Source organism: Bradyrhizobium sp. Kon69 (assembly GCF_055807515.1).
This window is the reverse complement of the sequence record NZ_JBVVOS010000033.1, coordinates 1-21,491: the sequence shown is the minus strand read 5'-3', so window position 1 is coordinate 21,491 and position 21,491 is coordinate 1. Positions and strand designations below refer to the sequence as shown.

Sequence of the window (21,491 nt, the reverse complement as noted above, 5' to 3'; positions counted from 1 at the left end):
TCGTGGCGGCCGTCAGGCCACGCCGCTGTCGATCGCCAGCCGCACCAGCTCGACAGAGGTCTTCACCCCGAGCTTCTGGCGCATGATGGACGAGGTGTTGGCGACAGTCTTGTAGGACGACTGCACCAGCCAGGCGATCTCGGAAAGGCTCTTTCCCGCGCTGAGCAGCCGCAAGATCTCCATCTCGCGCGCGTTCAGCTTCGACAGCGGGCTTTGCGCCAGCGCGGGTCCCGCAAAGGCGATGCTGCGCGCGATCGCGCTCGGCAAATAGGTGCCGCCGCCGCCGACGGTGCGGATCGCCTCGACGAGATCGTCGGGGTCGCCGGTCTTGGAGACATAGCCCTTGGCGCCGCACTCGATCGCACGCGCGGCAAACGCAGGGTCGTCGTTCATGCTGAACATGATGATTCGGGCCTCGGGCGCGCGCTCGAGGATGCGGCGCGCGAGCTCGAAACCGGACACGGTCGGCAGGTTGATGTCGATGATCGAGAGGTCGGGGCGCTCGACGATGAAGACGCACTCGCCGTCTTCGGCGTCGGCGGCCTCCAAAATCTCGATCTCGCCCTCGTCGGCCAGCACGGCACGGCAGCCGGAGGCGACGATGGGATGATCGTCGACGATCAAAATGCGCATAGGCGTTCCTCGCGACAGCGTCTTGGCCTGTTTCGCGCCCGGCCGGGATTGCTGTACGCTTTCGATTAGATATCGGGCGCTTCGCCTCTGTCAACGTTATCGGACAGGCGCAGGCCAATCCTTCGCGGGGCACGGGCGATACCAATGTGGCAAAATTTATCCTTGCGTGGGCGCATCAACCTGCTGCTGGCGCTGCTGCTGGCGCTGGGGCTCGCCGTCAATATCGGCCGCCAGGTCGCGGAAGCCGGGCCGCGCGTGCAAGCCGAGGACCAGAGCGTGATCCGGCTCGCGCGCGAATTCATCGAGATGATCGTGGCGGATCTCAACGAGGCGCCCGATCCGGATGCCAGGCTGAACCAGATCGCACGCGACCTCAGCCGCCTGCGCCATGTCAGCATCGCGCTTCGGGACGAAGCTGGCCATCCGCTGACGCAGCCCCGGACCGACGCCGACGACGACACCCGCGCGCCGCCGGCCTGGTTCGTCAGCCTGGTGCATCCCGAGCAGACCGCGGTGAGCGTACCCGTCTCGATCCATGGCAAGCCGGGTTCGCTGCTGATCACTTCCCATCCCGATGACGAGATCGCCGAGATCTGGGACGCCATCGTGACCCAGCTCGAGGTCGGCTCTGTGATCGCGCTGGCGCTGTTCCTGGTGATGATGAATGTGATCGGCCGGGCACTGGCGCCGCTCCAATCCCTTGCGGATGTCATGGCCGAGCTCGAAGACGGGCGCTATCAGGCGCGCGTCGCGCCGGGCGGCGCACCGGAGCTCGCCGCGATCTGCACCAAGCTCAACCATCTTGCGGCAACGCTCAGCGAGGCGATCGAGGACAAGCGGCGCCTCGCCGAGCGAACGGTGTCGCTCCAGGACGTCGAGCGCAAGGAGATCGCGCGCGAGCTCCATGACGAGTTCGGGCCATATCTGTTCTCGCTACGCGCGCATGCCAGCGCGCTGGCGAAGCAGGCGGACGGACGCGCCCCGAGTGCGGAGGCCGTGCGAAAACACGGCAGTGCCATGCTGGAGCAGATCAACGCGCTTCAGCAGTTCAATCGCCGCGTGCTGGAGCGTCTCCGGCCCGTCGGCCTTGCCGAGCTCGGCCTGCGCCAGGCGCTGGAATCGCTGTCGCGGCTGTGGCGGGAGTCGCATCCCGATGTCACCATCGAGACCGCGATCTCGCCGGCGCTTGGCGTCACCGGGGAGACCGCCGACCTCACCATCTATCGCATCGTGCAGGAGGCGCTCACCAACGTGTTCCGCCACGCCGGCGCGACCTCGGTCAATGTCGTCATCGAGCCGGTGGCGCAGGCGGCAAGCGATGGCCGCGGCTGTGCCCGGGTACGGGTGAGCGACAATGGCCGTGGCATGGAGCCGGGCCAGAAGCTCGGCTTCGGCCTCGTCGGCATGCGCGAGCGGATCCTGGCGCTGGGCGGCACGCTCAACGTCGTGTCCGGTGATGGCGGTCTGACCGTCGAAGCGCTGGTTCCGACGGCGGCGGCCTGATCGCGTCGGGAAAAATTCCCGATTTTGTCGGGAAAATTGGTGCGGATGCGGCCCGACCTTTTGTGGCTGGCGCACGCGTCCCTGCCGACTACACTCGCTCGACCAACCGGCGAAAATCAAAACAGCCGGTGGTCACGGATGGGAAGGCTGGGATGGGCGATCGTGTTCGGTTCAAGCGTTTTGGGTTCAAGCCTCTTGGGTTCAAGCGTCGTTTGGTGATGGCCTCGGTTTCGACCGGGCTGGTGTCGGGGTTGATCTTCGCGATCCCCGCGGGGGCCGCGCAGGACGAGGAAACCAACGTCCAGAACCTGCCGCCGGTCGAGGTGACGGCGCCGCCGCCGTCGACGGCGCGGCGCACCGCGTCGTCGCGTCCCGTCGCGCACATCGGGGCACCATCATCCGCCAGCCCCAGGACGCGCCTCTACGTCTATCCGACCGCGCCGGGTACCGGCAGAGGTCTCGACGTCGACAAGGTCCCGTCGGCGATCAACGCCGTCGACGCCAGCCAGATCAAGCGCACCGGCTCGATGAACATCACCGATGCGCTTCGCGACAACATCGCCGGCGTCAACATCAGCGAGGTCACCGGCAATCCATTTCAGCCGGATGTCGAATTCCGCGGCTTCGTTGCCTCGCCGGTGACGGGCACGCCGCAAGGCCTCGCCGTGTATCAGAACGGCGTCCGCATCAACGAAGCCTTCTCCGACGCCGTCAACTGGGACCTGATCCCGACCGCGGCGATCCGGTCGGTGACGCTCGTGACCAACAACCCAGCCTTCGGCCTCAACGCGCTGGGTGGCGCGATCAATTTGCAAATGAAGGATGGTTTCACCTATCAGGGTGCGGAGCTCGATCTCATGGGCGGCTCGTTCGGCCGCATCCAGGGCTCGGCGCAATGGGGCAAGACGGTCGACAAGAACTACGGCGTCTATGCCGCGCTCGAAGGCCTGCACGACAGCGGCTTCCGCAATTTCTCCCAGTCGGACGTGCGGCGCTTCTACGGCGATGTCGGCTACAAGGCCGGCGACAGCGAATTCCACGCCAACATGGGCGTCGCCAAAAACGATTTCGGCGCCAGCGCCACCGTTCCCGCCGAGCTGCTCGATAAATATTGGGGCGCGACCTACACGACACCGCAGACCACCTCCAATCGCGTCGGCTATCTCAATCTGACCGGCAAGGTCGATGCGACGCCGACCTGGACGCTCGAAGGAACTGCGCATGTGCGCAGGTACGAGCAGAAGCTCGTCGACGGCAATCCGACCGACGCGCAGGAATGCACCGATCCGGGACTCGCCGGCCTTCTTTGCTTCGGCGACGGCGCCACACCGGCAAACGGCGTGAACGGCCTGCCGCTTGCCAATCCTTTCGCATCCGGGACCATCCTCGGCGAGATCGACCGCAGCTCGATACGTTCGACCACCTTCGGCGTGTCGGGGCAGGCCACCAATACCGATCAACTGTTCGGCCACGACAACCGCTTCGTGATGGGCGCCACCTATGACGCCAGCGTCACGCGCTATAACGCCACCGCCGAAATCGGCACGATCGGAGAAAACTACGTCGTCAGCGGCAGCGGCCTCTTCCTGGGGCCGACCGGCGTACCTGATACCGTTGCCGGCCCTGTCTCGCTGCGGACCGTCAACCAGTATAACGGCCTCTACGCAATGGACACGTTCAATATCACCGACGCCTTCGCCGTCACCGGCGGCGGCCGTTTCAACGTGGCGCGCATCACGCTGGAGGATCAGCTCGGGACCGACCTTAACGGCGATCACACCTTCACCCGCTTCAATCCGGTGATCGGCGGCACATACAAAATTACACCGGAGCTGACGGCCTATGCCGGCTATTCCGAGGCCAACCGCGTTCCGACTCCGCTGGAGCTCGGCTGCTCCGATCCAGCCCGTCCCTGTCTCATTGCCGCGTTTCTCGTCTCCGATCCGCCATTGAAGCAGGTCGTGTCAAAGACCGTGGAAGCGGGCCTGCGCGGCAGCAGGGAGCTCAACATCGGCACGCTCGGATGGAAGCTCGGCGGATTCCGCGCGACCAATTACGACGACATCGTCGCCGTTCCCGCAGTCGGCCGCACCGGCTTCGGCTATTTCTCCAACGTGGGCCGGACCAGGCGTCAGGGGCTCGAAGCCGAGATCAACATCAAGTCGCCCACGCTTCAGTTTCAGGCGAGCTACGCGTTCGTCGACGCACGCTATCTCGACGCTTTCGCGCTCGGTTCCGAAAGCCCGTTCAGGGATACTGTCACCGAAACCATTCAGGTGCTGCCCGGCAACCAGCTCCCCGCGATCCCGCGCCATCGCGTCAAGGTCGGTGTCGACTATGCGGTCACTGACGTCTGGAAGGTCGGCGGCAACGCACTGTTCGTCTCCAGCCAATATCTGGTCGGCGACGAGTCCAACCAATATGCGAAGCTGCCGTCCTATACCGTGTTCAACCTGCACACGTCCTACCAGGTGACCAAGAACTTCCAGCTCTACGGCAAGATCGACAATATCTTCGACAAGCGCTACGCGACCTATGGACAGTTCTTCGACCGCGAAGCCGTGCCCAACTTCACCAATGGCGGTGCCGAGTTCACCGACCCGCGCTCGCTCAGCCCGGCCAGGCCGCGTGCATTCTACGCGGGGATGCGGGTGACGTTCTGATCAGGTCCTCCAAGCCCGGCAGATGTGGGGGGAGGAGGAGGCCGGTCTTCGCCGGCGCGGCGTGCTGTCCCGGGTGTGTTCTACCTAAAGCCGATTGACTCATTGTTCATGTTTTGTTCTTATGTTGCTCGTCCAGCCAAGGGAGCGAGCCATGGACAACCGCATCAACGAAATCCGTAGGATCATCAGGGCGTTACGCGTCAGCATGCGTGAGGCCGAGGCCATCATGCATGAGCAGATCAACAGGGACGAGGACTGCAGCTTCGTCGCAGGCGAAGTCATGAAGATGCGCACGGTGATGAGCGGCCTCGTTCAGGAGCGGGCCGCGCTCGGAGACACCGACCCGATCGTTGTCGCCAGCCTCTTCGTTCCCCGCCGGCGGCCGATGCCATCGCGCGTCGGTGTCGAGAAGCGCCGCCTCGTTCCGCCGCGAGAGATGGCACGGGCATGAAGGGGGAGAAGCCGACCTACTTCTCCGACATGCCGGAGCCCCCGGAATTTCTGAAGGCTCTCCATCATGCGCGGCGCCTGTCCTGCCTCGAGGGCTGGTGCCGCATGCACATCGAGGCCATCCAGGTCGCGATCGACCAGTATGCGGAAGCGGCTCTCGGTAACCGGGAGTTCTTCCTCAACAAGCCGCACAGCATCGGCGAGAATCGGAGAAGTGGTGATGTGCCGTAACAGCGGCGCATGTCGGCGTATCGACCTTTCGAAACCTCCGATGATCCCGCGCGCCGGCGAAGCTTGGCGTCGCGTTGTTTTACCGATCGGAAACCATAGCGAATGATCCTAAAATTGTAACGAAACTGTTCGGCTGTCTCGGCGTCGATCTGTCGGAGGGCCCGTCCCATGACAGAGCGCCAGTTGAGAGAGCAGGAATTCCAGATCGCGCGGTACCGGCATCTGGAGCGCGAAGTGACCGATCCACTTGCCGCGTGTCTGCTTCACAGCATCATTGAAGACCTCGAAGCCGAGCTGCGCAGGAATAGTCCGGATTGGCATGGACCGCGCGATTAACGCTTTGTTAGCGCTGATCGTGTCGATGATGCGCGAGGGAATACCAGGGGAGACTGCTCCCGTGTTGAAGGACGGCACCTATGCGGCGTGGTACAAGACGCCGCTCGATCAGGGGACCGGGATCGTCCATATCGCGGACGGACAGATCTGGGGCTGCGACAGCCTGATGACCTATCACGGCTCTTGCAAGGTCGACGGCGATCGCTTCACCGCCACCGTATCGACGAAGCGCCATACCGACGGACGCGCAACGGTATTCGGCGTCGACGATGAGCTCACGCTGGATATCGAGGGAAACTGCCCGGGCAAGGTCGCGACCTACACGGCGATAGCAGCGCAAGTGCCGGGAATGATCCTCCAGGGTACGCTGATCCTGACGGAACAGCAGACCCCCGCACCCGAACGAGCCCGGCAGATACCGCCGTTCAATCCCGACAAGCTGCCAAAGTTGCCGAAGCGCTCACGCTGAGCGAGGGAGCCGCCGTCATCGAGCAGTTCACTGCGAATACGAAAGCTGATCTTCCGTGACGACTCGCTCGATTTTCTCAGACTTGCACTTGATGCGGTATCGGAGACGTCCATCGGCCTCGATAGGCATATGCTGGACGATGGTGTAAATCATCGGTGGCTCGGTTGCGGCACGTCCTTGTGGGCCTTGGGGCTGGTGGCGAACGTCTTCATTCAGCTTGTAGGCATACGACATATATCTACCTCGAATTCACAGTGGCTCTGACGCGGGGTCGGTCGTTGTATCCCTGGCAGGACAGGCGCTTGGTCAAGCGGAAGAGGTGACCACAGTCTCGTGCGGTCAAACCGCGTCATAGTCAGTCGTTCTCTTGCTTGACCGGTGCGGACAGACAATCGCCCAGAGCGGAGCGGCGATGGTTGCACCATACGCCATATTTTCGAACTTTGGTCGTAATTTCCGAGCGGTTTATGGCATTCTGTGAGCCTACGGGCCCTCGTATCGAGGGGAACTGACAACTTCCTCGCCTGATTGGGCTGGTATTTCGGCTTGGGGTAGCTCTGCCGACAATCGCCCTAGCCCCTTTCGGACAACTTTGTCGCATTCGGCAATTCTGTATCCTCAGCCTTCCGCTCGCCCGCTTCTCAAACGACCCGCGATTCGCCATGGTGCCGCCGAAAGAGCATCACCCCGGAGCACTATCAATGTCGGACAAGGTCTCGCGCCGCCAATTCGCCACGCTGGCGGGATTGTCCGCAGCCGGCATCGCCAATCCTCTTACGGGGGCGGACGCCAAGCCCGCATCGCCGCCACGGAGCGGGGACGGCTTTCCGGCGGGCTTCGTCTGGGGCACCGCGACCTCGTCCTATCAGGTCGAGGGCGCCGTCAACGAGGACGGGCGAGGGGCCTCGATCTGGGACAAGTTCGTCCGCATCCCCGGCAAGATCGAGGACGGCTCGACCGGCGACCGCGCCAACGAGCACTATCACCGCTACAAGGAGGACATCGCGCTCATCAGGGAGCTCGGTTGCAAGGCCTATCGCTTCTCGGTGGCCTGGCCGCGGCTGTTTCCGGACGGCGATGGCAAACCCAACCCGAAGGGGCTCGACTTCTACAACCGCCTGGTCGACGAACTCCTCAAGAACGGCATCGAGCCGTGGCTGACGCTTTATCATTGGGACCTGCCGCAATCGCTCCAGGACCGGTTTGGCGGTTGGCGCTCGACGGAGACCTGCAAGATATTCGGCGATTACGCGGCCTATGTCGCCGAGCACCTGACCGATCGCGTCAAGAACGTCTTCACACTGAACGAGAGCGGTCGGTTCGTCCATTTCGGCTACGGCATCGGCATCGACGCGCCCGGCGTGACGCTGCCGCAAGCCGAGGTCAACCAGATCAGGCACAATAGCGCACTCGCGCACGGGCTCGCGGTGCAGGCGGTACGCGCCCATGGCCGCCGCGGCACCAGGGTGGGGCCGGCCGAGAACATCGATGCCTGCGCCCCCGCGATCGACACGCCGGAGAACGTCCGTGCCGCCGAGATCGCGCTGCGCGAGATGAACGCCGGCTATCTCAACGTCATCATGACGGGCCAGTACACCGACGCCTTCTTGAAGTTCGCGGGGCGCGACGCGCCGAAATACACCGATGCCGAGCTGAAGATCATATCTTCGCCGGTCGATTTCCTCGGCCTCAACATCTACGCGCCGCAGAACTACGTGGTGGCGTCCGACCAGGGCGCGGGCTTCATGCCGCTGCCGATCCCGAAATCGTTCCCGCACATGAACTCGGACTGGCTGCGCGTCGGCCCCGAGACGATCTACTGGGTGCCGAAGCTGGCGGCGAAGATCTGGAAGACGGATGCGATCTATATCAGCGAGAACGGCACCTCCGGCGAAGACGTCGTGACGCCCGACGGCAAGATCTACGACACCGACCGCATCATGTATCTGCGCAACTACCTCGCTCAGCTCCAGCGCGCCACGGCCGAAGGCGTGCCGGTGCGCGGCTATTTCCTCTGGAGCCTGATGGACAATTTCGAATGGGTGTTCGGGCTCAACAAGCGCTTTGGGCTCTACCACGTCAATTTCGACACCCAGGTGCGTACGCCGAAACTCAGCGCCAGCTTCTATCGCAACGTGATCGCGAAGAACGCGGCGGGGGTGTAGCGGCGTCTCTTCGCCTCTCCCCGCTTGCGGGGAGAGGCCGGATTTTACGCGCAGCGGAAAATCCGGGTGAGGGGGAGTCTCCGCGAGTCCGTCTGTCACCGTCTTTATTGAGGCAGCCCCTCACCCCAACCCTCTCCCCGTAAGAACGGGGAGAGGGAGTGCAGCGCCGCGCATTGACTCCACTCTCTGCCTTATTCAAAACCGTCCTCAACCACTCATAACAAGAGGACACGCCAATGACCGACGCACTCATCATCGATGCCTGCCGGACCCCGCGCGGCGTCGGCAAGGCCGGCAAGGGCGCACTCTCGGGCATTCATCCGCAGCAGCTGGGAGCAACCGTGCTGCGCGCGCTCGCGACGCGCACCGGCATCGACACTGCCGACGTCGACGACATCGTCTGGGGCTGCAGCGCGCAGGTCGCAACGCAAGGCGGCGATCTCGGCCGCATGTCGGCGCTGGACGCCGGTTACGACGTACGCGCGAGTGCCGTGACGCTCGACCGTTTCTGCGGCTCCGGCATCACCAGCGTCAACATGGCCGCGGCCTCGATCATGTCGGGCACGGAGGACCTCGTCGTCGCCGGCGGCTGCGAGATGATGTCGATGGAAGGACGTCGCGGCGGCGGCCCGATGATGATGGACAACGGCAATCTGCGCCTGCGTGCGCGGCATCCGCAGTCGCATCAGGGCGTCTGCGCCGACGCGATCGCAACGCTGGAAGGCATCACGCGAAGGGACGTCGACGCGCTCGGCCTCGAAAGCCAGAAGCGCGCAGCCTTTGCGATCGCGAATGGCCACTTCAAGAACAGCCTCGTGCCGGTGCATCGCGAGGACGGCAGCCTCGCGCTCGACCATGAAGAATATCCGCGGCCGCAGACCACGATGGAAGGGTTGAGCGCTTTGAAGCCCGCATTCCCCGCGGTCGCCGACCATGCGCTCGACGACAAGGGCACGACCTATCGCGGCCTGATCCTGCAGAAGTACCCCGAACTCGAGATCGACTTCATGCACCACGCCGGCAACTCGTCCGGCGTGGTCGACGGCGCGGCTGCGATCCTGCTGGCGTCGCCGGCTTATGCCAAGGCGCATGGCCTGAAGCCGCGCGCCCGCGTGGTCGCGATGGCCAACATGGGGGACTCGCCGACCTTGATGCTGAACGCGCCGGTGCCGGCGACGCGCAAGGTGCTGGCGAAGGCGGGGCTGACCATGGACGACATCGACCTGTTCGAGATCAACGAGGCCTTTGCCGTGGTTGCGGAGAAATACATCCGCGACCTCAAGCTCGACCGCGCCAAGGTCAACGTCAATGGCGGCTCGATCGCACTCGGCCATCCCATCGGCGCCACCGGCTCGATCCTGATCGGCACCGTGCTCGACGAGCTCGAACGGCGCGACTTGAAGCGCGGTCTCGTCACCATGTGCGCGGCCGGTGGCATGGCCCCGGCCGTCATCATCGAACGTATCTAGCGCGAGCGAAGCTCGTCGCGCTCCTTAGAAATAAGGGAGAGAAAGTACCCGCGATCGCCGCATCACGACGATCTAGGCTTATTTTCCAGGGTGAATCGCGACCGGACTCCGACAAAGAGGCCGGTCGTCGCTTGTCGAAAGCATCGAATCAGCTTTAGCAAGGCTGCGTGCGGGCCTTTGAAACAAGGTAAAATCCGCTGCCTGAGGCTTCTCCCGCTCCGGAAGTGGCTAAAAAGCAGGGTTTTTTGCCACAGAGGGCCAAAAAAGCCCGTAAAACCCCGACAAAACTGTGCAGAAGGCTATAGGCCTTCACCGGTTGGTCTAATATGCAGCCGTCAACGAATCAGAGGAGACACGATGGCCACCCAAATGTCGAAATCGCAGCTGATCGAAAAGATCGCGACCACCACCGAGCTTTCCAAGCGTGACGTCAAGAGCGTCATGGAGACGCTGACCGACGTCGGCCATAAGGAGCTCAAGAAGAACGGCCTGTTCCTGGTGCCGGGCTTCGCCAAGTTCGTGGTCATCAAGAAGCCCGCGACCAAGGCGCGCAAGGGCACCAACCCGTTCACGGGTGAAGAGATGATGTTCAAGGCCAAGCCGGCCCGGAAGATCGTCCGCGCCCGCCCGGTCAAGGCTGCCAAGGACGCAGTGGGCTAACAACGCGAAGGCCCCCTCGACCGAGGGGGCCTTTTGTTTGGGGCTGCCGCGAGGACTTGAGACGGAGGGCTCAACCCTTGCGGCGCTTCACCCGGACCGGGACGGGCTGAAGCCGCGGTCCTGGCGCCGCCAGCGCATCGCGAACCCCGTCGATGGCGCGATCGAGCAACTGGCGCAGCCGCTGCGTCTTCCGCGATCGCTTTGCTCTTTCCAGCAGTTTCTTCATCGCATTCACTCCGCCGCTTCGACCTTGGCCTCGGCCGGCTCGAGCGCCGCGGCGATGGCCTCGTCGACGCGCTCCAGCCAGATGAATTCGAGCTTGTCCCGCGCGCTCTGCGGGATGTCGTCGTAGTCCCGCTTGTTGCGCGCCGGCAGCATCACCCGCTTCAGGCCCGCGGCCGCAGCCGCCACCACCTTCTCCTTGATGCCGCCGACCGGCAGCACCAGGCCGCGCAGCGAGATCTCGCCGGTCATGGCGGTGTCGCTGCGCACCGTGCGATTGGTGAGCAGGGACGTCAGCGCCGTGAACATCGCGACCCCCGCACTCGGCCCGTCCTTCGGGGTCGCGCCTGCGGGCACGTGAACGTGGATGTCGCTCTTTTCGAACAGCTGCGGATCGATCCCGAGCTGCGTGGCCTTGCTCTTCACCAGCGTCATCGCAGCCTGCACGCTCTCGCGCATGACCTCGCCGAGTTGGCCGGTCAGGATCATGCCGCCGCGGCCGGATACCCGCGAGGCCTCGATGAACAGGATGTCGCCGCCGACCGGCGTCCAGGCAAGGCCGGTGGCCACGCCCGGGATGCTGGTGCGCTGCGCGATCTCGCCTTCGAAGCGCGGCTGGCCGAGCACGGTGCCGATGTCCTTTGGCGCCACGACGACCTTGACAGCCGTGCCCTCGGCGACCTGCACCGCGGCATGCCGGAACAGCTTGCCGATCTCGCGCTCGAGGTTACGCACGCCGGCTTCGCGGGTGTAGCCCTTGACCACCAGCTTCAGCGCCTCCGGCTCGATCTCGGCTTGCTCCGGCGTCAAGCCATTGGCCTCGAGCTGCCGCCGCACCAGGTAGCGCTTCGCGATCTCCAGCTTCTCTTCCTCGGTGTAGCCGGCGAGGCTGATCAGCTCCATGCGGTCCAGCAACGGACCCGGGATCTGGTCCAGCATGTTGGCGGTCGCGATGAACACCACCCGCGACAGGTCGAAGGGCACGCCCAGGTAATTATCCCGGAACGTCCCGTTCTGCTCGGGGTCGAGCACCTCCAGCATCGCTGCGGAAGGATCTCCCTGCACGCCGCGGCCCATCTTGTCGATCTCGTCCAGCATCATGACGCAGTTCCGGGTGCCGGCCTTCTTGATGCCCTGGATGATGTTGCCGGGCAGCGCGCCGATATAGGTGCGCCGATGGCCGCGGATCTCGGCCTCGTCATGCACGCCGCCGAGGCTGACGCGCACGAAGGGACGGTCCATCGCGCGTGCGATGGATTGGCCGAGCGAGGTCTTGCCGACGCCGGGCGGTCCGACGAAGCACAGGATCGGCGCCTTGCCCTGCGGCGCCAGCTTGCGCACCGCCAGATATTCGATGATCCGGCTCTTGATCTTCTCCAGGCCAAAGTGGTCGGCATCGAGGATGCGGCGCGCTTCCTTGATGTCGATCGGCTTCTCCGCGGGCAGCGCCCACGGCAGCTCGATCAGCCAGTCCAGGTAAGTGCGGACCATGCCGGCTTCGCCGGCGGCCTCCGGCATGCGCTCGTAGCGGCGCAGCTCCTTCTTCGCATGTGCATCGGCCTCGGGCGGCATGTTGGCCTTGGCGATGGCAGCGGTCAGCTCGGCGACCTCGGCCGCCTTGCCGTCGCCTTCGCCGAGCTGGCGCTGAATGGTCGCCATCTGCTCGCGCAGGATCGCCTCGCGCTGCCGCTCGTCGAAGCTGGCGCGGGTCTGCTGGCCGATCTCGTTGCTGATGCGCAGCACCTCCAGCCGTTCGGCCAGATGCTTCGACACCTTCTCGACGCGCAGAGCGAGGTCGATGGTCTCCAGCACCTCCTGCTTGTCCTGCGGCTTGATGTCCATGAACGAGGTCGCCAGGTCCGCCAGCGCGCCGGGCGCGGTGGTGCCCTGGAACATCGCGATCAGCTCCGGCGGGGCCTGCGGCAGCAGCTCGATCGCCTCGATGGCCTGACGCTGCAGGTTTAGCCCGCGGGCCTCGATCTCGGGCGTGCTCGTGGTCGGCTCCGGAATCTGCTGGATCCGCGCGGCCGGGAACGGCGTCCCCGGCAGGAAGTCGAGGATGCGCGCGCGCTGCACGCCCTGGCAGACGATGTGATGGGTGCCGTCGGGCGCGGTGATGTAGCGCACGATGTTGGCGATGGTCGCGACCCGATAGAGGTCGTCCGGTCCGGGCTCCTCGGTCTCGGGGCTGCGTTGCAGGACGATGCCGACCGGCCGCTGCTCGCGCAGCGCCTGTTGCGCGGCGGCGACGGACTTTGGTCGCGCGATCGCGATCGGCGCGATGGCGCCGGGGAACAGCACCATCTCGCGCACGGGAATGATGATCAGCGCGTCTTCGGGAATCTTCACGTCGGAATTGCTCTGGGGATTGGTCGGTGCGGTATTCATAGGTTCGGTGGCCATGATCGACCTCAGGATTTGGCGAGGCGCAGCGCGACGCAGCCGTCCATCACGAAGCGGCTGATGGCGTAGCGGCCAACGGGCAATGCAATGCGGCGCTCAAAACGCCCCTGCGGCAGTTCGAGCCGGTGGATGCGGGCGTTGCGAAGCTCGGGTGGAAGGGTGCGCTGGCCAGAGATGACGAGCACGCCGTCATGGATGACAGTCTCGACATTGTCGGGATTGACGCCGGGAAGCGCGACCAGGATCAGGAGTTCATGCTCGGTTTCGAGCACGTCGATCGGTGGCTCCCAGCAGGCGTCCTGGCGGCCGAACTGCTGGCGCAGCCGTTCGGCGCGGGTCAGCGAGTCCAGGGCTTCGGACAGCATCCAGTCGAGGGGATTTTTGGGTTGCATGATGCGGGCTCGGCGGTGGGGAACGCTGAATATGGGGCCGGTTCCCGAGAATTCCAGCCCGGCGGCGCGGAGGTGCCATGCGGATCGTGCGATCCGAAAACACAAGCGCCGCGGCCTTCCGGCCGCGGCGTTTCGTCGTAACGCCACGTGGGGCTCAGGCCGCCTGGCGATATTCCTCTTCCGCCTCGAGGTTGATCACGGAGGTGGCGAGCTCGGTCAGGGTGTGATCGGTCGCCTCTTCCTCGTCCAGCGTCGCCTGCAGCAGCCTTGCGGCGTCCTGCATGCCGAGCTCCTCGGCCCAGGTGCGCAGCGTGCCGTAGCGGGAGATTTCGTAATGCTCGACCGCCTGCGCGGCTGCGAGCAGGCCGGCGTCGAGCGCAGGAGCGTTCTTGAACTCCTTCATGATCTCGGCGCCTTCGTCGGTGATGCCGTTGATCGCTTCGCAAGGCTTGCCGCGGGCCGGCTTGCCCAACATCTTGAAGATCTGGTCCAGACGTTTGACCTGGCCCTGGGTCTCGCGCAGATGCTTGTTGAAAGCCGCCGCGAGCTCCTTCGAGTTGGCGGCCTTGGCCATCTTGGGCAAGGTCTTGATGATCTTGTTCTCGGCGAAATAGATGTCCTTGAGCGTCTCCAGGAATAGGTCGCTCAACATCTTCGGCGCCTGACGGGCGCGGCCCGTCGACGATTTCTTGGTTGTGCGCTTCTTTGCTTTCTTGGCCATACATCCTCCTGTCGAGGTGAACGGGAAGGCCCCGCCTTCCTCTATCCTCGGGCGATCAAGACTCTGCGCGGCCAAAGGTTCCCAATATGCAACGCAGTGTGGATTAACCCGGCCGTTTGTACGGATCGTCCTGCCGCTGTCGCGCTTCCGTCGCGCGATCGAGGCGTGCGCGCTCGCTGCGACGGAGGTGACCGGCCTTCATGACGCCGTAGACGAGGGCGCCGCCGAGCACGAACGCGCCGATGAACCAGAGCCAAAGCATCTGGCTCGAGGCGTGGCCCAGCAACATGCTAACTCCGCTGTCGCTCATAGATGATCTCCACCATGTCCCTTGCGGTCATGGTCAGCTAAGTCGGATGGCGGAAGGTCGTTCCTCAACCAGCCCTCCTCGCATCCGACGCCTCACACGGGATTGGCGACAGGCTGCCGCACCGAAGTCCCCTTCGGCTCGCCCGCCCGCGCGGTGAAGTCACCGGCCTCGGTCGAGGTCCGCAGCCATTTCGTCACGTCGCCGATCGCGTCCCGGGGCGATCGGCCGAATTTCCTCAAGCCCCGGAAATATTCCAGTTGAAGATGGGCCGACGTGCCGCGCTTGGGGATGGTCTTGAGATGCTGGATATCGTCCTCGATGCGAAGATGCGCGATGTCGGCTGCCAGCATGGCGATCACCGTCTCGAGCCAGGTCCTGAACGAGACCGGCTCGAACGACACCAGATCGATATACGTCCCGTCGGTTCCGTAGCGCTGGGCACGCCAGCGGTTCTCCTCGATCAGCGCGCGGTGCACGGCCGAATGGGTGGCGTTCAGATCCGGATGGTGCACGGCGTGCCTGACCAGCGCGCGAAACAGCGCCGCGATCGCCACCGAGTCCGCAATTGCCGTGCAGCAGTCGGTGATGCGCAGCTCCAGGGTCGGATGTTGGAGCGAAGGCCGGAGCGCCCACCACACATAGGTGGCATTGGGGACGATGCCTGCATCGACCAGGGTTCTCACATAGGTTTCGTATTCCGCGAGGTTGCGAAACATCTCGGGAAAGCCGGTCCGGGGCAGGGCGTCGTTTGCGGCATTGCGGTAGCCGAGCAATCCGGTGGGGTAGCCGCACCAGAACGGCGACGAGGTCGACAGCGCCAGCAGCAGCGGCAGGAACGGGACCAGGCGGTGCATGATCTCGACCCGGTGGTCCGGCTCGGGCACCTCGACGTGGACGTGCAGCCCGCTGATCGGATTGCCGAGGCCGACCATCCCGAGGTCGTTGATGACCTTGCTGTAGCGGCGCTTGCGCGTCATGCGCTGCTGCTGGGGTTGAGCCAACGGATGCGTTCCCGCCGCGATGATACCGACCCCGTGCTCCTTGCCGACCTCGGCCAGAACCGCGCGGTAGTGCCCGAGCTCGGCGATGGCATCGGCTGAAGTCGCCAATGGCGGCGTCGCCACTTCGATCTGCGATTGCAGGATCTCGGTGGTCAGCCGCTCCCCGAGGCGTTTCTGGGCCGCTGCCATATAGGATTTGGGCAGCTCGGACTTCGGTGCCGCCGATTGGCGGTTGACCAGAAAATATTCCTCCTCGATGCCGAAGCGATAACGGTGCATGACCTACGCTGCCCCTTGCGCCTTCGCATGCTGACGAACCGCGTCTCCGAAGGCAGAGAGAATGCGGGCTGACGCATGGTCGGAGCTCGCCCAATAGTCGGGATGAAAGAGGGTGCCGAGCGCAAAAGCGCCCGCGCCTTCGACGCTGACGGCCTCGACCGAGCCGTCTTCGGCGACGGCCTCCGCCACCAGACCCGGTGCGAGATCGTCGATCAGGAAGCTGTGCAGCGAATTGACGGTGATGGCATCTGAGCCGCAGATCTGTTGCAACACGCCACTCTTGCGCAGCGTCACTTTTTGCCGCAGCCGATAGCGGGCATCCTCATTGTCCGCCTCGGGCGTGCCGTGGCGTTTGTCCTCCGGCAAACCGTCTGGCTCCTTCGCCAGCGTGCCGCCAAAGGCGACGTTGAGCTCCTGGATTCCGCGGCAGACGAACAGGGCGGGAATGCCGCGCGCCAGCGCGCGCGGAATCAGGCGAAGCGCGACCTCATCGCGGAATTCATCAAACGGACCATCGCGCGCTTCGTCGGCTGTTTGTCCGTAGCGGGAAGGATGGACGTTGGTCTGTCCACCGCCGATGAAGAGGCCGTCGAGGCCGTCGAGATACGCATCGACATCTGCTTCGGGGGCCGCGGGCAAGACCCGCGGCACGGCGCCAGCGACGAGGCCGACGGCGTTGACGCAGATCAAGGCGACGGAGGCAAGCTGCTCGCCGCGCGCAACGATGGAATCCGAGAGGATGCCGACCTGCGGCGCCCCGCTGCGGGCTTGCCACTGGCCTCGGGATGCGGTGAGCCGCCACTGCTGAAGGCCGTAGGCGACTGCGTCCGCGGCGCTGCCGAATTGGTGAATGGCGGCCTTGAGTTCTCTGACGTTTGTCCCTAATCGAAGCGCCCAGCGGCTGCAGGAAATGGGATCGTGCGGATCAATTCTGGAACGGGGCTCGTGCAATTGTCTGTGCTGCTTCTGCTCGTATCGATGATCAGTGAAACGGCAATCCTGCGGAATGGTTGCTTCGCGATTGAGCTGGTTGATCTTTTTGACCCGACCCTGAACTAACTTTTGTTATTGCGACGTGCTTGGGCCGTCGGACCGGAAGAGGCGCCATGATTGATTTCTCCCTGTCCGCGTTTGTGACGTTGCTGCTGGTGGTCGATCCCATTGGTCTCGTGCCCGCCTTCCTCGCCGCGACCGGAGGCATGCCCGACAAGACCAAACGCACCATCGCGCTGCGCGCGCCGCTGATTGCGGCGTCGATCCTGGTGGTGATCGCCCTGATTGGAAACTGGCTGCTGCGCCAGCTCGGGATCGGCATCCCCGCCTTCCAGATCGCCGGCGGGCTGCTGCTGTTCGGCGTGTCCTACCAGATGATCTTCGGCGACCGTCCGCATCGCGAGGCCCGCGAGGCCGACAAGGCAAGCTCCGAGCACGCCTCCGACGTCGCGGTATTCCCGTTGGCGATCCCGATGATGGCCGGTCCCGGCGCGATCGCAACCACGCTGCTCCTGACGGGCGATGCCGGCTACGGGCCTAGGCTCGCGATCATCATCGCGGTCGTGCTCTGCGTGTGCCTGCTCTGCATGCTCTGCTTTGTCTCCGCGAACATGATCGCGCGGAGCCTTGGGCGCACCGGCAACGCCGTCCTCTCGCGCGTGCTCGGCATGCTGCTCGCGGCCTATTCGGTGCAGTTCGTGATCAACGGCATCGCGGCGGTCCGGGCGAGCCTGCCGTAGGTTCGCGACAATCTGTTAATGCGTTGATTTTCATGTTTATTTCATGATGCCATGAGGCGGCCGCCACGATCGCGCGCGATCCGGTCCGCTTTCTCTTGCGCTGCCATATGGCTTGACGTACTCCCCGTCTGACAGGCGCCCATCGTCAGGAAATCGAGATGTCGATGACAGCGGACGAGCTCGACAAGAGACAGGCCATCATCGACGCCTGCCGCCGCATGAACGCGCTCGGCATCAACCAGGGCACCTCAGGCAACATCAGCGTCCGGCATGTGGACGGGCTTCTGGTCACCCCGACCAGTGTGCCCTATGACGCCATGACGCCGGACCAGATCGTGTTCATGACGATGGACGGCTCGCATGCGCCCGATCAGAAGCCATCCAGCGAGTGGCGCTTCCACCTCGACATCCTGAAGGCCCGGCCAGACGTCAACGCCGTCGTCCACACCCATCCGACCTATTGCACCATCCTGGCCATCATGGGCCTGGAGATCCCGCCCGTGCACTACATGATCGCGGCTGCCGGCGGCGACAGCATCCGCTGCGCGCCCTATGCCACCTTTGGAACGATGGAGCTGTCCGAACATGCAGTGCGGGCGCTGGAGGGCCGGCTTGCCTGCCTGCTCGACCATCACGGCATGATCGCGATCGGCAAGTCGTTGGACAAGGCGATGTGGCTCGCCGTCGAGGTCGAGACGCTGGCGCGGCAATATCACGGCTGTCTCCAGATCGGAGAGCCGCCGCTGCTGTCGAGCGCCGAGATCGAGCGGGTCCGCCAGCGCATGTCCGGTTACGGCATGGCGGAAGGGTAGGGCGGGCAGAACGTGTTCCTGCGGATCAGACATCTCGCCGATCGCAAGGGGACGAACCGCGTCATGGTTCGGCTGCGGGCGCTGCTGCGCAGCAACGAGTTCTATCTGATCCCGCTGGCGCTGGTGATCGGCACGCTTGCCGGCGCCATCGTGACGCTGATGGCCGAGATTGCACAGATTGCCCATATGGTAATCTACGGCATCCCCATCGACGTCCGCCTGTCCGCCAATACCAGCGTCAGTCCCTGGGCCGCGCTGATCGCGCCCGCGCTGGGCGGATTGGCGCTCGGTATCATGGAGTGGTGGCGGCGACGGCTGAAGCTCTCCAGCGCGGTCGATCCGATCGAGGCGAACGCGCTGCGTGGCGGCAATCTGTCGATGCGCGACAGCGTGGTGGTGTCCAGCCAGACCTTGATCTCGAACGGCTGCGGCGCCTCCGTCGGCCTCGAGGCCGGCTATACCCAGATCGGCTCGGGCATCGCCTCGCTGCTCGGCAAGTTCTTCAATCTGCGCCGCAACGATCTGCGCCTGATCGTCGGCTGCGGCGCCGCTGCGGCGATCGCGGCGGCCTTCGGTGCACCGATCACGGGGGCCTTCTACGCCTGCGAGCTGATCGTCGGCGTCTATTCGGTCGGCAGCGCCGCGCCGATCCTCGCCGCCTCGCTCGCCGGCGCGCTGACCGCGCAATGGCTCGGCGGCGCGCCATACTCGCTCGAAATCCCCAAGGTCAGCGCCGTCGGCGTCGAGCAATATCTGGCGCTGATCGGGCTCGCGCTCGTCACCAGCGGCGTCGGCATCGCCGTGATGCGCTCGTCCTCGATGTTCGAGCGCCTGTTCAAATGGTTGCCGGTCTGGCTGCGCCCGGTGATCGGCGGCCTCATCGTCGGCGGATTTGCGATTGTCACGCCGCAGGTGCTGGCGGCCGGTCACGGCGCGATGGTGCTCGATCTCTTTCACGACATGACGATCGGCCTGATCGCGCTGATCATCGCCTTGAAGGTGACGGCCTGCCTGATCTCGCTCGCCTCCGGCTTCCGCGGCGGGCTGTTCTTTGCCTCGCTGTTCGTCGGTAGCCTGATCGGAAAGTTCTTTGCCGCGGTGCTGCTCTTGATCAGCCCCAACTTCGTGATCGATCCGCTGGTCGCGATGCTGACGGGCATGGCGACGCTCGGCGTCGCCATCGTCGGCGGTCCCTTGACGATGTCGTTCCTCGTGCTCGAGATGACCCGCAACGTCGACGTCACCGCCGTGGTGCTGGCCGGCTGCATCGTCACCTCGATCTGCGTCCGCTTCATGTTCGGGCACTCCTTCTCGACCTGGCGCCTGCATCTGCGCGGCGAGACCATTCGCAGCGCCAACGACGTCGGCTGGCTGCGCAACCTCACCGTCGAGCGGCTGATGCGCTCCGATGTCGGCAAGGTGCCGTCGACCACGACGATTGCCGCGGTCCGTCGCGAATTCGTGCTGGGATCGCGGCCCGGGATCGTCATCGTCAACAATGCGGACGAATATGTCGGCCTCGTCCTGCTGCCCGACCTGTTCTCCGGCGACCTCGACACCATCGCCGACGAGATCCAGGTGATCGAGCTCGCGCGCCTGACCGAGATCGTGCTGATCCCGGAAATGAACGTGAAGTCGGCGATGGCGGTGTTCGACGAGGCGGAGGCCGAGATGCTGGCGGTGGTCGATTCCACCGACAGCCGCAAGGTGGTCGGCTTCCTCACCGAGACCTTCGCCCGTCGCCGCTATGTCGAGGAGATCGACAAGGCCACGCGCGGCGTGCTCGGCGCGCTGTCGTAAAGGTCACGCGGAAGCGGGACGGCGTGCGTCATGCGCCGCCGTCCGCGCCGGCTATCGGGCCGGTTGGGAGGGAGCCGCAACGACGCTCGCCACGATCCGGCGGACCAGCGGCAGCACCATCAGCAGCGTCGGAAAGGCGACGAGCCATGACAGCGCCCAGGCGCCCGGCCAGGTCGCGAGAAACGCCGGCGTTGCGCCGAGGCTTCGAAGCGTGGAAATGACCGACACCACGGCTGTCATGAGGATGGACAGCACGAATGGCATCACGATCGGCGCATAGCGCGCCGGCAGTTTGCGAACCGCAATCATCTGGTTTCTCTTTGGAATAAGGACGCGTCAGTCACGGTGAACTCAAGAATGGCATCGATCCCGACGGCGTCGGTTGATGCGTTGGTTCACGTAAAACGCTTACGGCGACCGAAAAACGGTGCGCCTGTTCATTATCCGCTCATGTTGGATGGTTCAAGCTGGATCTGGACGTTCGGTTTACAAACGTTCGAAGCGTGGCAGATTGCCGCGATCCTGAAACCATTTCAGTGGTTTGCGCATTAAGTCTTGTTTGATTGTGTCGCTTTGAGCGAGAACAGGGAAGGTCAAGATGAATAAGGGAAAGATGATTTCTGCAGCCGGCCGCAACGTTGCGTTGGCAGCTTTCGCAAGTCTTGTTCTGATTACGGCCTCTGTCACGCCTTCGGCTGCCAACTCGCCCGCGCCCGCCAAGGCCGCTGCCGTGGGCCCGGCCGCTCAGGCTGCCACAGATTTCAGCGCCGCTCGCCGCCATCGCTATTATCGACGGGGTCCGAACGCAGCAGGCCTTGCCTTCATGGGCGTGGCGGCAGGTCTGATCGGCGGCGCGATCGCGGAGAGCAGGCGCCAGGAGTATTACGAGGACCGCTATAATTACGGCCCCGGTCCTTACTACGGCGGCCAGGGATATTACGGCGGCGGTCCCTACTATGGTCCGCGTGGCTATTATCAGCCGTATTAGGCGCCTGTCCTCGCCGCAGTCTCGTTTCGCGCCAAGATAGCAACAAGGGGCGGTGTTTCGCCGCCCCTTGTTGCTTCTGCGCGAGGCGTCTCATTGCGCGACCTGTGTCGCCGGCGCGTCAATCCCCTTCGGAAAAAATATTCCACTTTACCGAAATTCGGTTTTGGCGTATGCGTCGCCCATCCCGGCTCATCCTTGAGGGGCGATCTTGTGGTCGTCACGTTCGCGAGCCGGGCTTGCGGTGGACGCGG

The 21,491-nt window shown here is 64.3% G+C and carries 24 protein-coding genes; 14 read left to right on the top strand and 10 right to left on the bottom strand.

Annotation, left to right across the window (positions count from 1 at the left end; genetic code table 11):
• Positions 1-12: 12 nt before the first annotated feature.
• Positions 13-633: a response regulator gene (locus tag AC0L3U_RS32860; protein WP_018460280.1), complete on the bottom strand. Its 621-nt coding sequence runs from the start codon at positions 631-633 to the stop codon at positions 13-15.
• A 144-nt stretch (positions 634-777) separates the two neighbouring features.
• Here AC0L3U_RS32860 and AC0L3U_RS32855 point away from each other — a divergent pair, with 144 nt between their 5' ends.
• The 6 genes from AC0L3U_RS32855 to AC0L3U_RS32830 all read left to right on the top strand — a co-directional run bounded on the left by AC0L3U_RS32855 (position 778) and on the right by AC0L3U_RS32830 (position 6,285).
• Positions 778-2,136, top strand: coding sequence for a histidine kinase (locus AC0L3U_RS32855; RefSeq protein WP_473364506.1), 1,359 nt, complete (start codon positions 778-780; stop codon positions 2,134-2,136).
• Positions 2,137-2,288: 152 nt separating this feature from the next.
• Complete coding sequence (locus tag AC0L3U_RS32850; RefSeq protein ID WP_473364505.1) at positions 2,289-4,799, top strand: TonB-dependent receptor; 2,511 nt, start codon at positions 2,289-2,291, stop codon at positions 4,797-4,799.
• Positions 4,800-4,950: 151 nt separating this feature from the next.
• Positions 4,951-5,250, top strand: a complete 300-nt coding sequence (locus AC0L3U_RS32845) for a hypothetical protein (RefSeq protein WP_007601417.1) — start codon at positions 4,951-4,953, stop codon at positions 5,248-5,250.
• Complete coding sequence (locus AC0L3U_RS32840; protein ID WP_473364504.1) at positions 5,247-5,480, top strand: hypothetical protein; 234 nt, start codon at positions 5,247-5,249, stop codon at positions 5,478-5,480. The genes AC0L3U_RS32845 and AC0L3U_RS32840 overlap by 4 nt, the downstream gene beginning before the upstream one ends.
• A 168-nt stretch (positions 5,481-5,648) precedes the next feature.
• The gene (locus tag AC0L3U_RS32835; protein WP_473364503.1) at positions 5,649-5,816 is read left to right on the top strand and encodes a hypothetical protein; all 168 of its coding nucleotides are present in this window, start codon (positions 5,649-5,651) and stop codon (positions 5,814-5,816) included.
• Positions 5,817-5,877: 61 nt separating this feature from the next.
• Positions 5,878-6,285: a hypothetical protein gene (locus AC0L3U_RS32830; protein ID WP_473364557.1), complete on the top strand. Its 408-nt coding sequence runs from the start codon at positions 5,878-5,880 to the stop codon at positions 6,283-6,285.
• 27 nt (positions 6,286-6,312) lie between these two features.
• Here AC0L3U_RS32830 and AC0L3U_RS32825 read toward each other — a convergent pair whose 3' ends face one another.
• Complete coding sequence (locus tag AC0L3U_RS32825; RefSeq protein WP_007601421.1) at positions 6,313-6,519, bottom strand: hypothetical protein; 207 nt, start codon at positions 6,517-6,519, stop codon at positions 6,313-6,315.
• 467 nt (positions 6,520-6,986) lie between these two features.
• Between AC0L3U_RS32825 and AC0L3U_RS32820 the strand changes: the two genes are divergently transcribed.
• The 3 genes from AC0L3U_RS32820 to AC0L3U_RS32810 all read left to right on the top strand — a co-directional run bounded on the left by AC0L3U_RS32820 (position 6,987) and on the right by AC0L3U_RS32810 (position 10,579).
• Positions 6,987-8,450 (top strand): GH1 family beta-glucosidase, encoded by a 1,464-nt coding sequence (locus AC0L3U_RS32820; protein WP_473364502.1) that lies wholly within the window; start codon positions 6,987-6,989, stop codon positions 8,448-8,450.
• 236 nt (positions 8,451-8,686) lie between these two features.
• Positions 8,687-9,919 (top strand): acetyl-CoA C-acetyltransferase, encoded by a 1,233-nt coding sequence (locus AC0L3U_RS32815; RefSeq protein ID WP_473364501.1) that lies wholly within the window; start codon positions 8,687-8,689, stop codon positions 9,917-9,919.
• 357 nt (positions 9,920-10,276) lie between these two features.
• On the top strand, positions 10,277-10,579 hold the full coding sequence (locus AC0L3U_RS32810; RefSeq protein ID WP_007601427.1) for an HU family DNA-binding protein: 303 nt from the start codon (positions 10,277-10,279) through the stop codon (positions 10,577-10,579).
• A 70-nt stretch (positions 10,580-10,649) separates the two neighbouring features.
• Here the strand turns inward: AC0L3U_RS32810 and AC0L3U_RS32805 are convergent, their stop codons facing one another.
• The 7 genes from AC0L3U_RS32805 to AC0L3U_RS32775 form a co-directional block, all read right to left on the bottom strand.
• Positions 10,650-10,805 (bottom strand): hypothetical protein, encoded by a 156-nt coding sequence (locus AC0L3U_RS32805; RefSeq protein ID WP_473364500.1) that lies wholly within the window; start codon positions 10,803-10,805, stop codon positions 10,650-10,652.
• 5 nt (positions 10,806-10,810) lie between these two features.
• Positions 10,811-13,204 carry an endopeptidase La gene (gene lon / locus AC0L3U_RS32800; RefSeq protein WP_473364499.1) on the bottom strand — a complete coding sequence of 798 codons (2,394 nt, stop codon included), beginning with the start codon at positions 13,202-13,204 and terminating at the stop codon, positions 10,811-10,813.
• An 8-nt stretch (positions 13,205-13,212) separates the two neighbouring features.
• On the bottom strand, positions 13,213-13,596 hold the full coding sequence (locus tag AC0L3U_RS32795; protein WP_007612908.1) for an Hsp20/alpha crystallin family protein: 384 nt from the start codon (positions 13,594-13,596) through the stop codon (positions 13,213-13,215).
• 154 nt (positions 13,597-13,750) lie between these two features.
• On the bottom strand, positions 13,751-14,317 hold the full coding sequence (locus AC0L3U_RS32790) for a YciE/YciF ferroxidase family protein (protein WP_007612902.1): 567 nt from the start codon (positions 14,315-14,317) through the stop codon (positions 13,751-13,753).
• A gap of 103 nt (positions 14,318-14,420) precedes the next feature.
• The gene (locus AC0L3U_RS32785) at positions 14,421-14,627 is read right to left on the bottom strand and encodes a hypothetical protein (RefSeq protein WP_456768828.1); all 207 of its coding nucleotides are present in this window, start codon (positions 14,625-14,627) and stop codon (positions 14,421-14,423) included.
• Positions 14,628-14,719: 92 nt separating this feature from the next.
• Positions 14,720-15,907: a carboxylate-amine ligase gene (locus tag AC0L3U_RS32780; protein ID WP_473364498.1), complete on the bottom strand. Its 1,188-nt coding sequence runs from the start codon at positions 15,905-15,907 to the stop codon at positions 14,720-14,722.
• 3 nt (positions 15,908-15,910) lie between these two features.
• Positions 15,911-16,858 (bottom strand): gamma-glutamyl-gamma-aminobutyrate hydrolase family protein, encoded by a 948-nt coding sequence (locus AC0L3U_RS32775; protein ID WP_473364497.1) that lies wholly within the window; start codon positions 16,856-16,858, stop codon positions 15,911-15,913.
• A 155-nt stretch (positions 16,859-17,013) separates the two neighbouring features.
• Between AC0L3U_RS32775 and AC0L3U_RS32770 the strand changes: the two genes are divergently transcribed.
• The 3 genes from AC0L3U_RS32770 (at position 17,014) to AC0L3U_RS32760 (ending at position 20,252) form a co-directional block, all read left to right on the top strand.
• Positions 17,014-17,640 (top strand): MarC family protein, encoded by a 627-nt coding sequence (locus tag AC0L3U_RS32770; protein ID WP_473364496.1) that lies wholly within the window; start codon positions 17,014-17,016, stop codon positions 17,638-17,640.
• A gap of 158 nt (positions 17,641-17,798) precedes the next feature.
• Positions 17,799-18,452, top strand: coding sequence for an L-fuculose-phosphate aldolase (locus AC0L3U_RS32765; RefSeq protein ID WP_473364495.1), 654 nt, complete (start codon positions 17,799-17,801; stop codon positions 18,450-18,452).
• Positions 18,453-18,464: 12 nt separating this feature from the next.
• Positions 18,465-20,252, top strand: coding sequence for a chloride channel protein (locus AC0L3U_RS32760; protein ID WP_473364494.1), 1,788 nt, complete (start codon positions 18,465-18,467; stop codon positions 20,250-20,252).
• A gap of 51 nt (positions 20,253-20,303) precedes the next feature.
• Here AC0L3U_RS32760 and AC0L3U_RS32755 read toward each other — a convergent pair whose 3' ends face one another.
• On the bottom strand, positions 20,304-20,561 hold the full coding sequence (locus tag AC0L3U_RS32755; RefSeq protein ID WP_456768835.1) for a DUF2798 domain-containing protein: 258 nt from the start codon (positions 20,559-20,561) through the stop codon (positions 20,304-20,306).
• Between the two features lie 48 nt (positions 20,562-20,609).
• Here AC0L3U_RS32755 and AC0L3U_RS32750 point away from each other — a divergent pair, with 48 nt between their 5' ends.
• Both AC0L3U_RS32750 and AC0L3U_RS32745 read left to right on the top strand, forming a co-directional pair.
• Positions 20,610-20,804 (top strand): hypothetical protein, encoded by a 195-nt coding sequence (locus AC0L3U_RS32750; RefSeq protein WP_473294731.1) that lies wholly within the window; start codon positions 20,610-20,612, stop codon positions 20,802-20,804.
• 46 nt (positions 20,805-20,850) lie between these two features.
• On the top strand, positions 20,851-21,240 hold the full coding sequence (locus AC0L3U_RS32745; RefSeq protein WP_473364493.1) for a hypothetical protein: 390 nt from the start codon (positions 20,851-20,853) through the stop codon (positions 21,238-21,240).
• The last annotated feature ends 251 nt before the right edge of the window (positions 21,241-21,491 follow it).

What these genes read in the sequence shown, in the direction of transcription:
- AC0L3U_RS32755 (WP_456768835.1), bottom strand. Translation starts at nt 20,561, where the DNA reads ATGATTGCGGTTCGCAAACTGCCGGCGCGCTATGCGCCGATCGTGATG.
- AC0L3U_RS32810 (WP_007601427.1), top strand. Translation starts at nt 10,277, where the DNA reads ATGGCCACCCAAATGTCGAAATCGCAGCTGATCGAAAAGATCGCGACC.
- lon (WP_473364499.1), bottom strand. Translation starts at nt 13,204, where the DNA reads ATGGCCACCGAACCTATGAATACCGCACCGACCAATCCCCAGAGCAAT.
- AC0L3U_RS32780 (WP_473364498.1), bottom strand. Translation starts at nt 15,907, where the DNA reads ATGCACCGTTATCGCTTCGGCATCGAGGAGGAATATTTTCTGGTCAAC.
- AC0L3U_RS32805 (WP_473364500.1), bottom strand. Translation starts at nt 10,805, where the DNA reads ATGAAGAAACTGCTGGAAAGAGCAAAGCGATCGCGGAAGACGCAGCGG.
- AC0L3U_RS32845 (WP_007601417.1), top strand. Translation starts at nt 4,951, where the DNA reads ATGGACAACCGCATCAACGAAATCCGTAGGATCATCAGGGCGTTACGC.
- AC0L3U_RS32765 (WP_473364495.1), top strand. Translation starts at nt 17,799, where the DNA reads ATGTCGATGACAGCGGACGAGCTCGACAAGAGACAGGCCATCATCGAC.
- AC0L3U_RS32750 (WP_473294731.1), top strand. Translation starts at nt 20,610, where the DNA reads ATGGCATCGATCCCGACGGCGTCGGTTGATGCGTTGGTTCACGTAAAA.
- AC0L3U_RS32745 (WP_473364493.1), top strand. Translation starts at nt 20,851, where the DNA reads ATGAATAAGGGAAAGATGATTTCTGCAGCCGGCCGCAACGTTGCGTTG.
- AC0L3U_RS32825 (WP_007601421.1), bottom strand. Translation starts at nt 6,519, where the DNA reads ATGTCGTATGCCTACAAGCTGAATGAAGACGTTCGCCACCAGCCCCAA.
- AC0L3U_RS32785 (WP_456768828.1), bottom strand. Translation starts at nt 14,627, where the DNA reads ATGAGCGACAGCGGAGTTAGCATGTTGCTGGGCCACGCCTCGAGCCAG.
- AC0L3U_RS32855 (WP_473364506.1), top strand. Translation starts at nt 778, where the DNA reads ATGTGGCAAAATTTATCCTTGCGTGGGCGCATCAACCTGCTGCTGGCG.
- AC0L3U_RS32770 (WP_473364496.1), top strand. Translation starts at nt 17,014, where the DNA reads ATGATTGATTTCTCCCTGTCCGCGTTTGTGACGTTGCTGCTGGTGGTC.
- AC0L3U_RS32790 (WP_007612902.1), bottom strand. Translation starts at nt 14,317, where the DNA reads ATGGCCAAGAAAGCAAAGAAGCGCACAACCAAGAAATCGTCGACGGGC.
- AC0L3U_RS32850 (WP_473364505.1), top strand. Translation starts at nt 2,289, where the DNA reads ATGGGCGATCGTGTTCGGTTCAAGCGTTTTGGGTTCAAGCCTCTTGGG.
- AC0L3U_RS32820 (WP_473364502.1), top strand. Translation starts at nt 6,987, where the DNA reads ATGTCGGACAAGGTCTCGCGCCGCCAATTCGCCACGCTGGCGGGATTG.
- AC0L3U_RS32795 (WP_007612908.1), bottom strand. Translation starts at nt 13,596, where the DNA reads ATGCAACCCAAAAATCCCCTCGACTGGATGCTGTCCGAAGCCCTGGAC.
- AC0L3U_RS32840 (WP_473364504.1), top strand. Translation starts at nt 5,247, where the DNA reads ATGAAGGGGGAGAAGCCGACCTACTTCTCCGACATGCCGGAGCCCCCG.
- AC0L3U_RS32815 (WP_473364501.1), top strand. Translation starts at nt 8,687, where the DNA reads ATGACCGACGCACTCATCATCGATGCCTGCCGGACCCCGCGCGGCGTC.
- AC0L3U_RS32860 (WP_018460280.1), bottom strand. Translation starts at nt 633, where the DNA reads ATGCGCATTTTGATCGTCGACGATCATCCCATCGTCGCCTCCGGCTGC.
- AC0L3U_RS32835 (WP_473364503.1), top strand. Translation starts at nt 5,649, where the DNA reads ATGACAGAGCGCCAGTTGAGAGAGCAGGAATTCCAGATCGCGCGGTAC.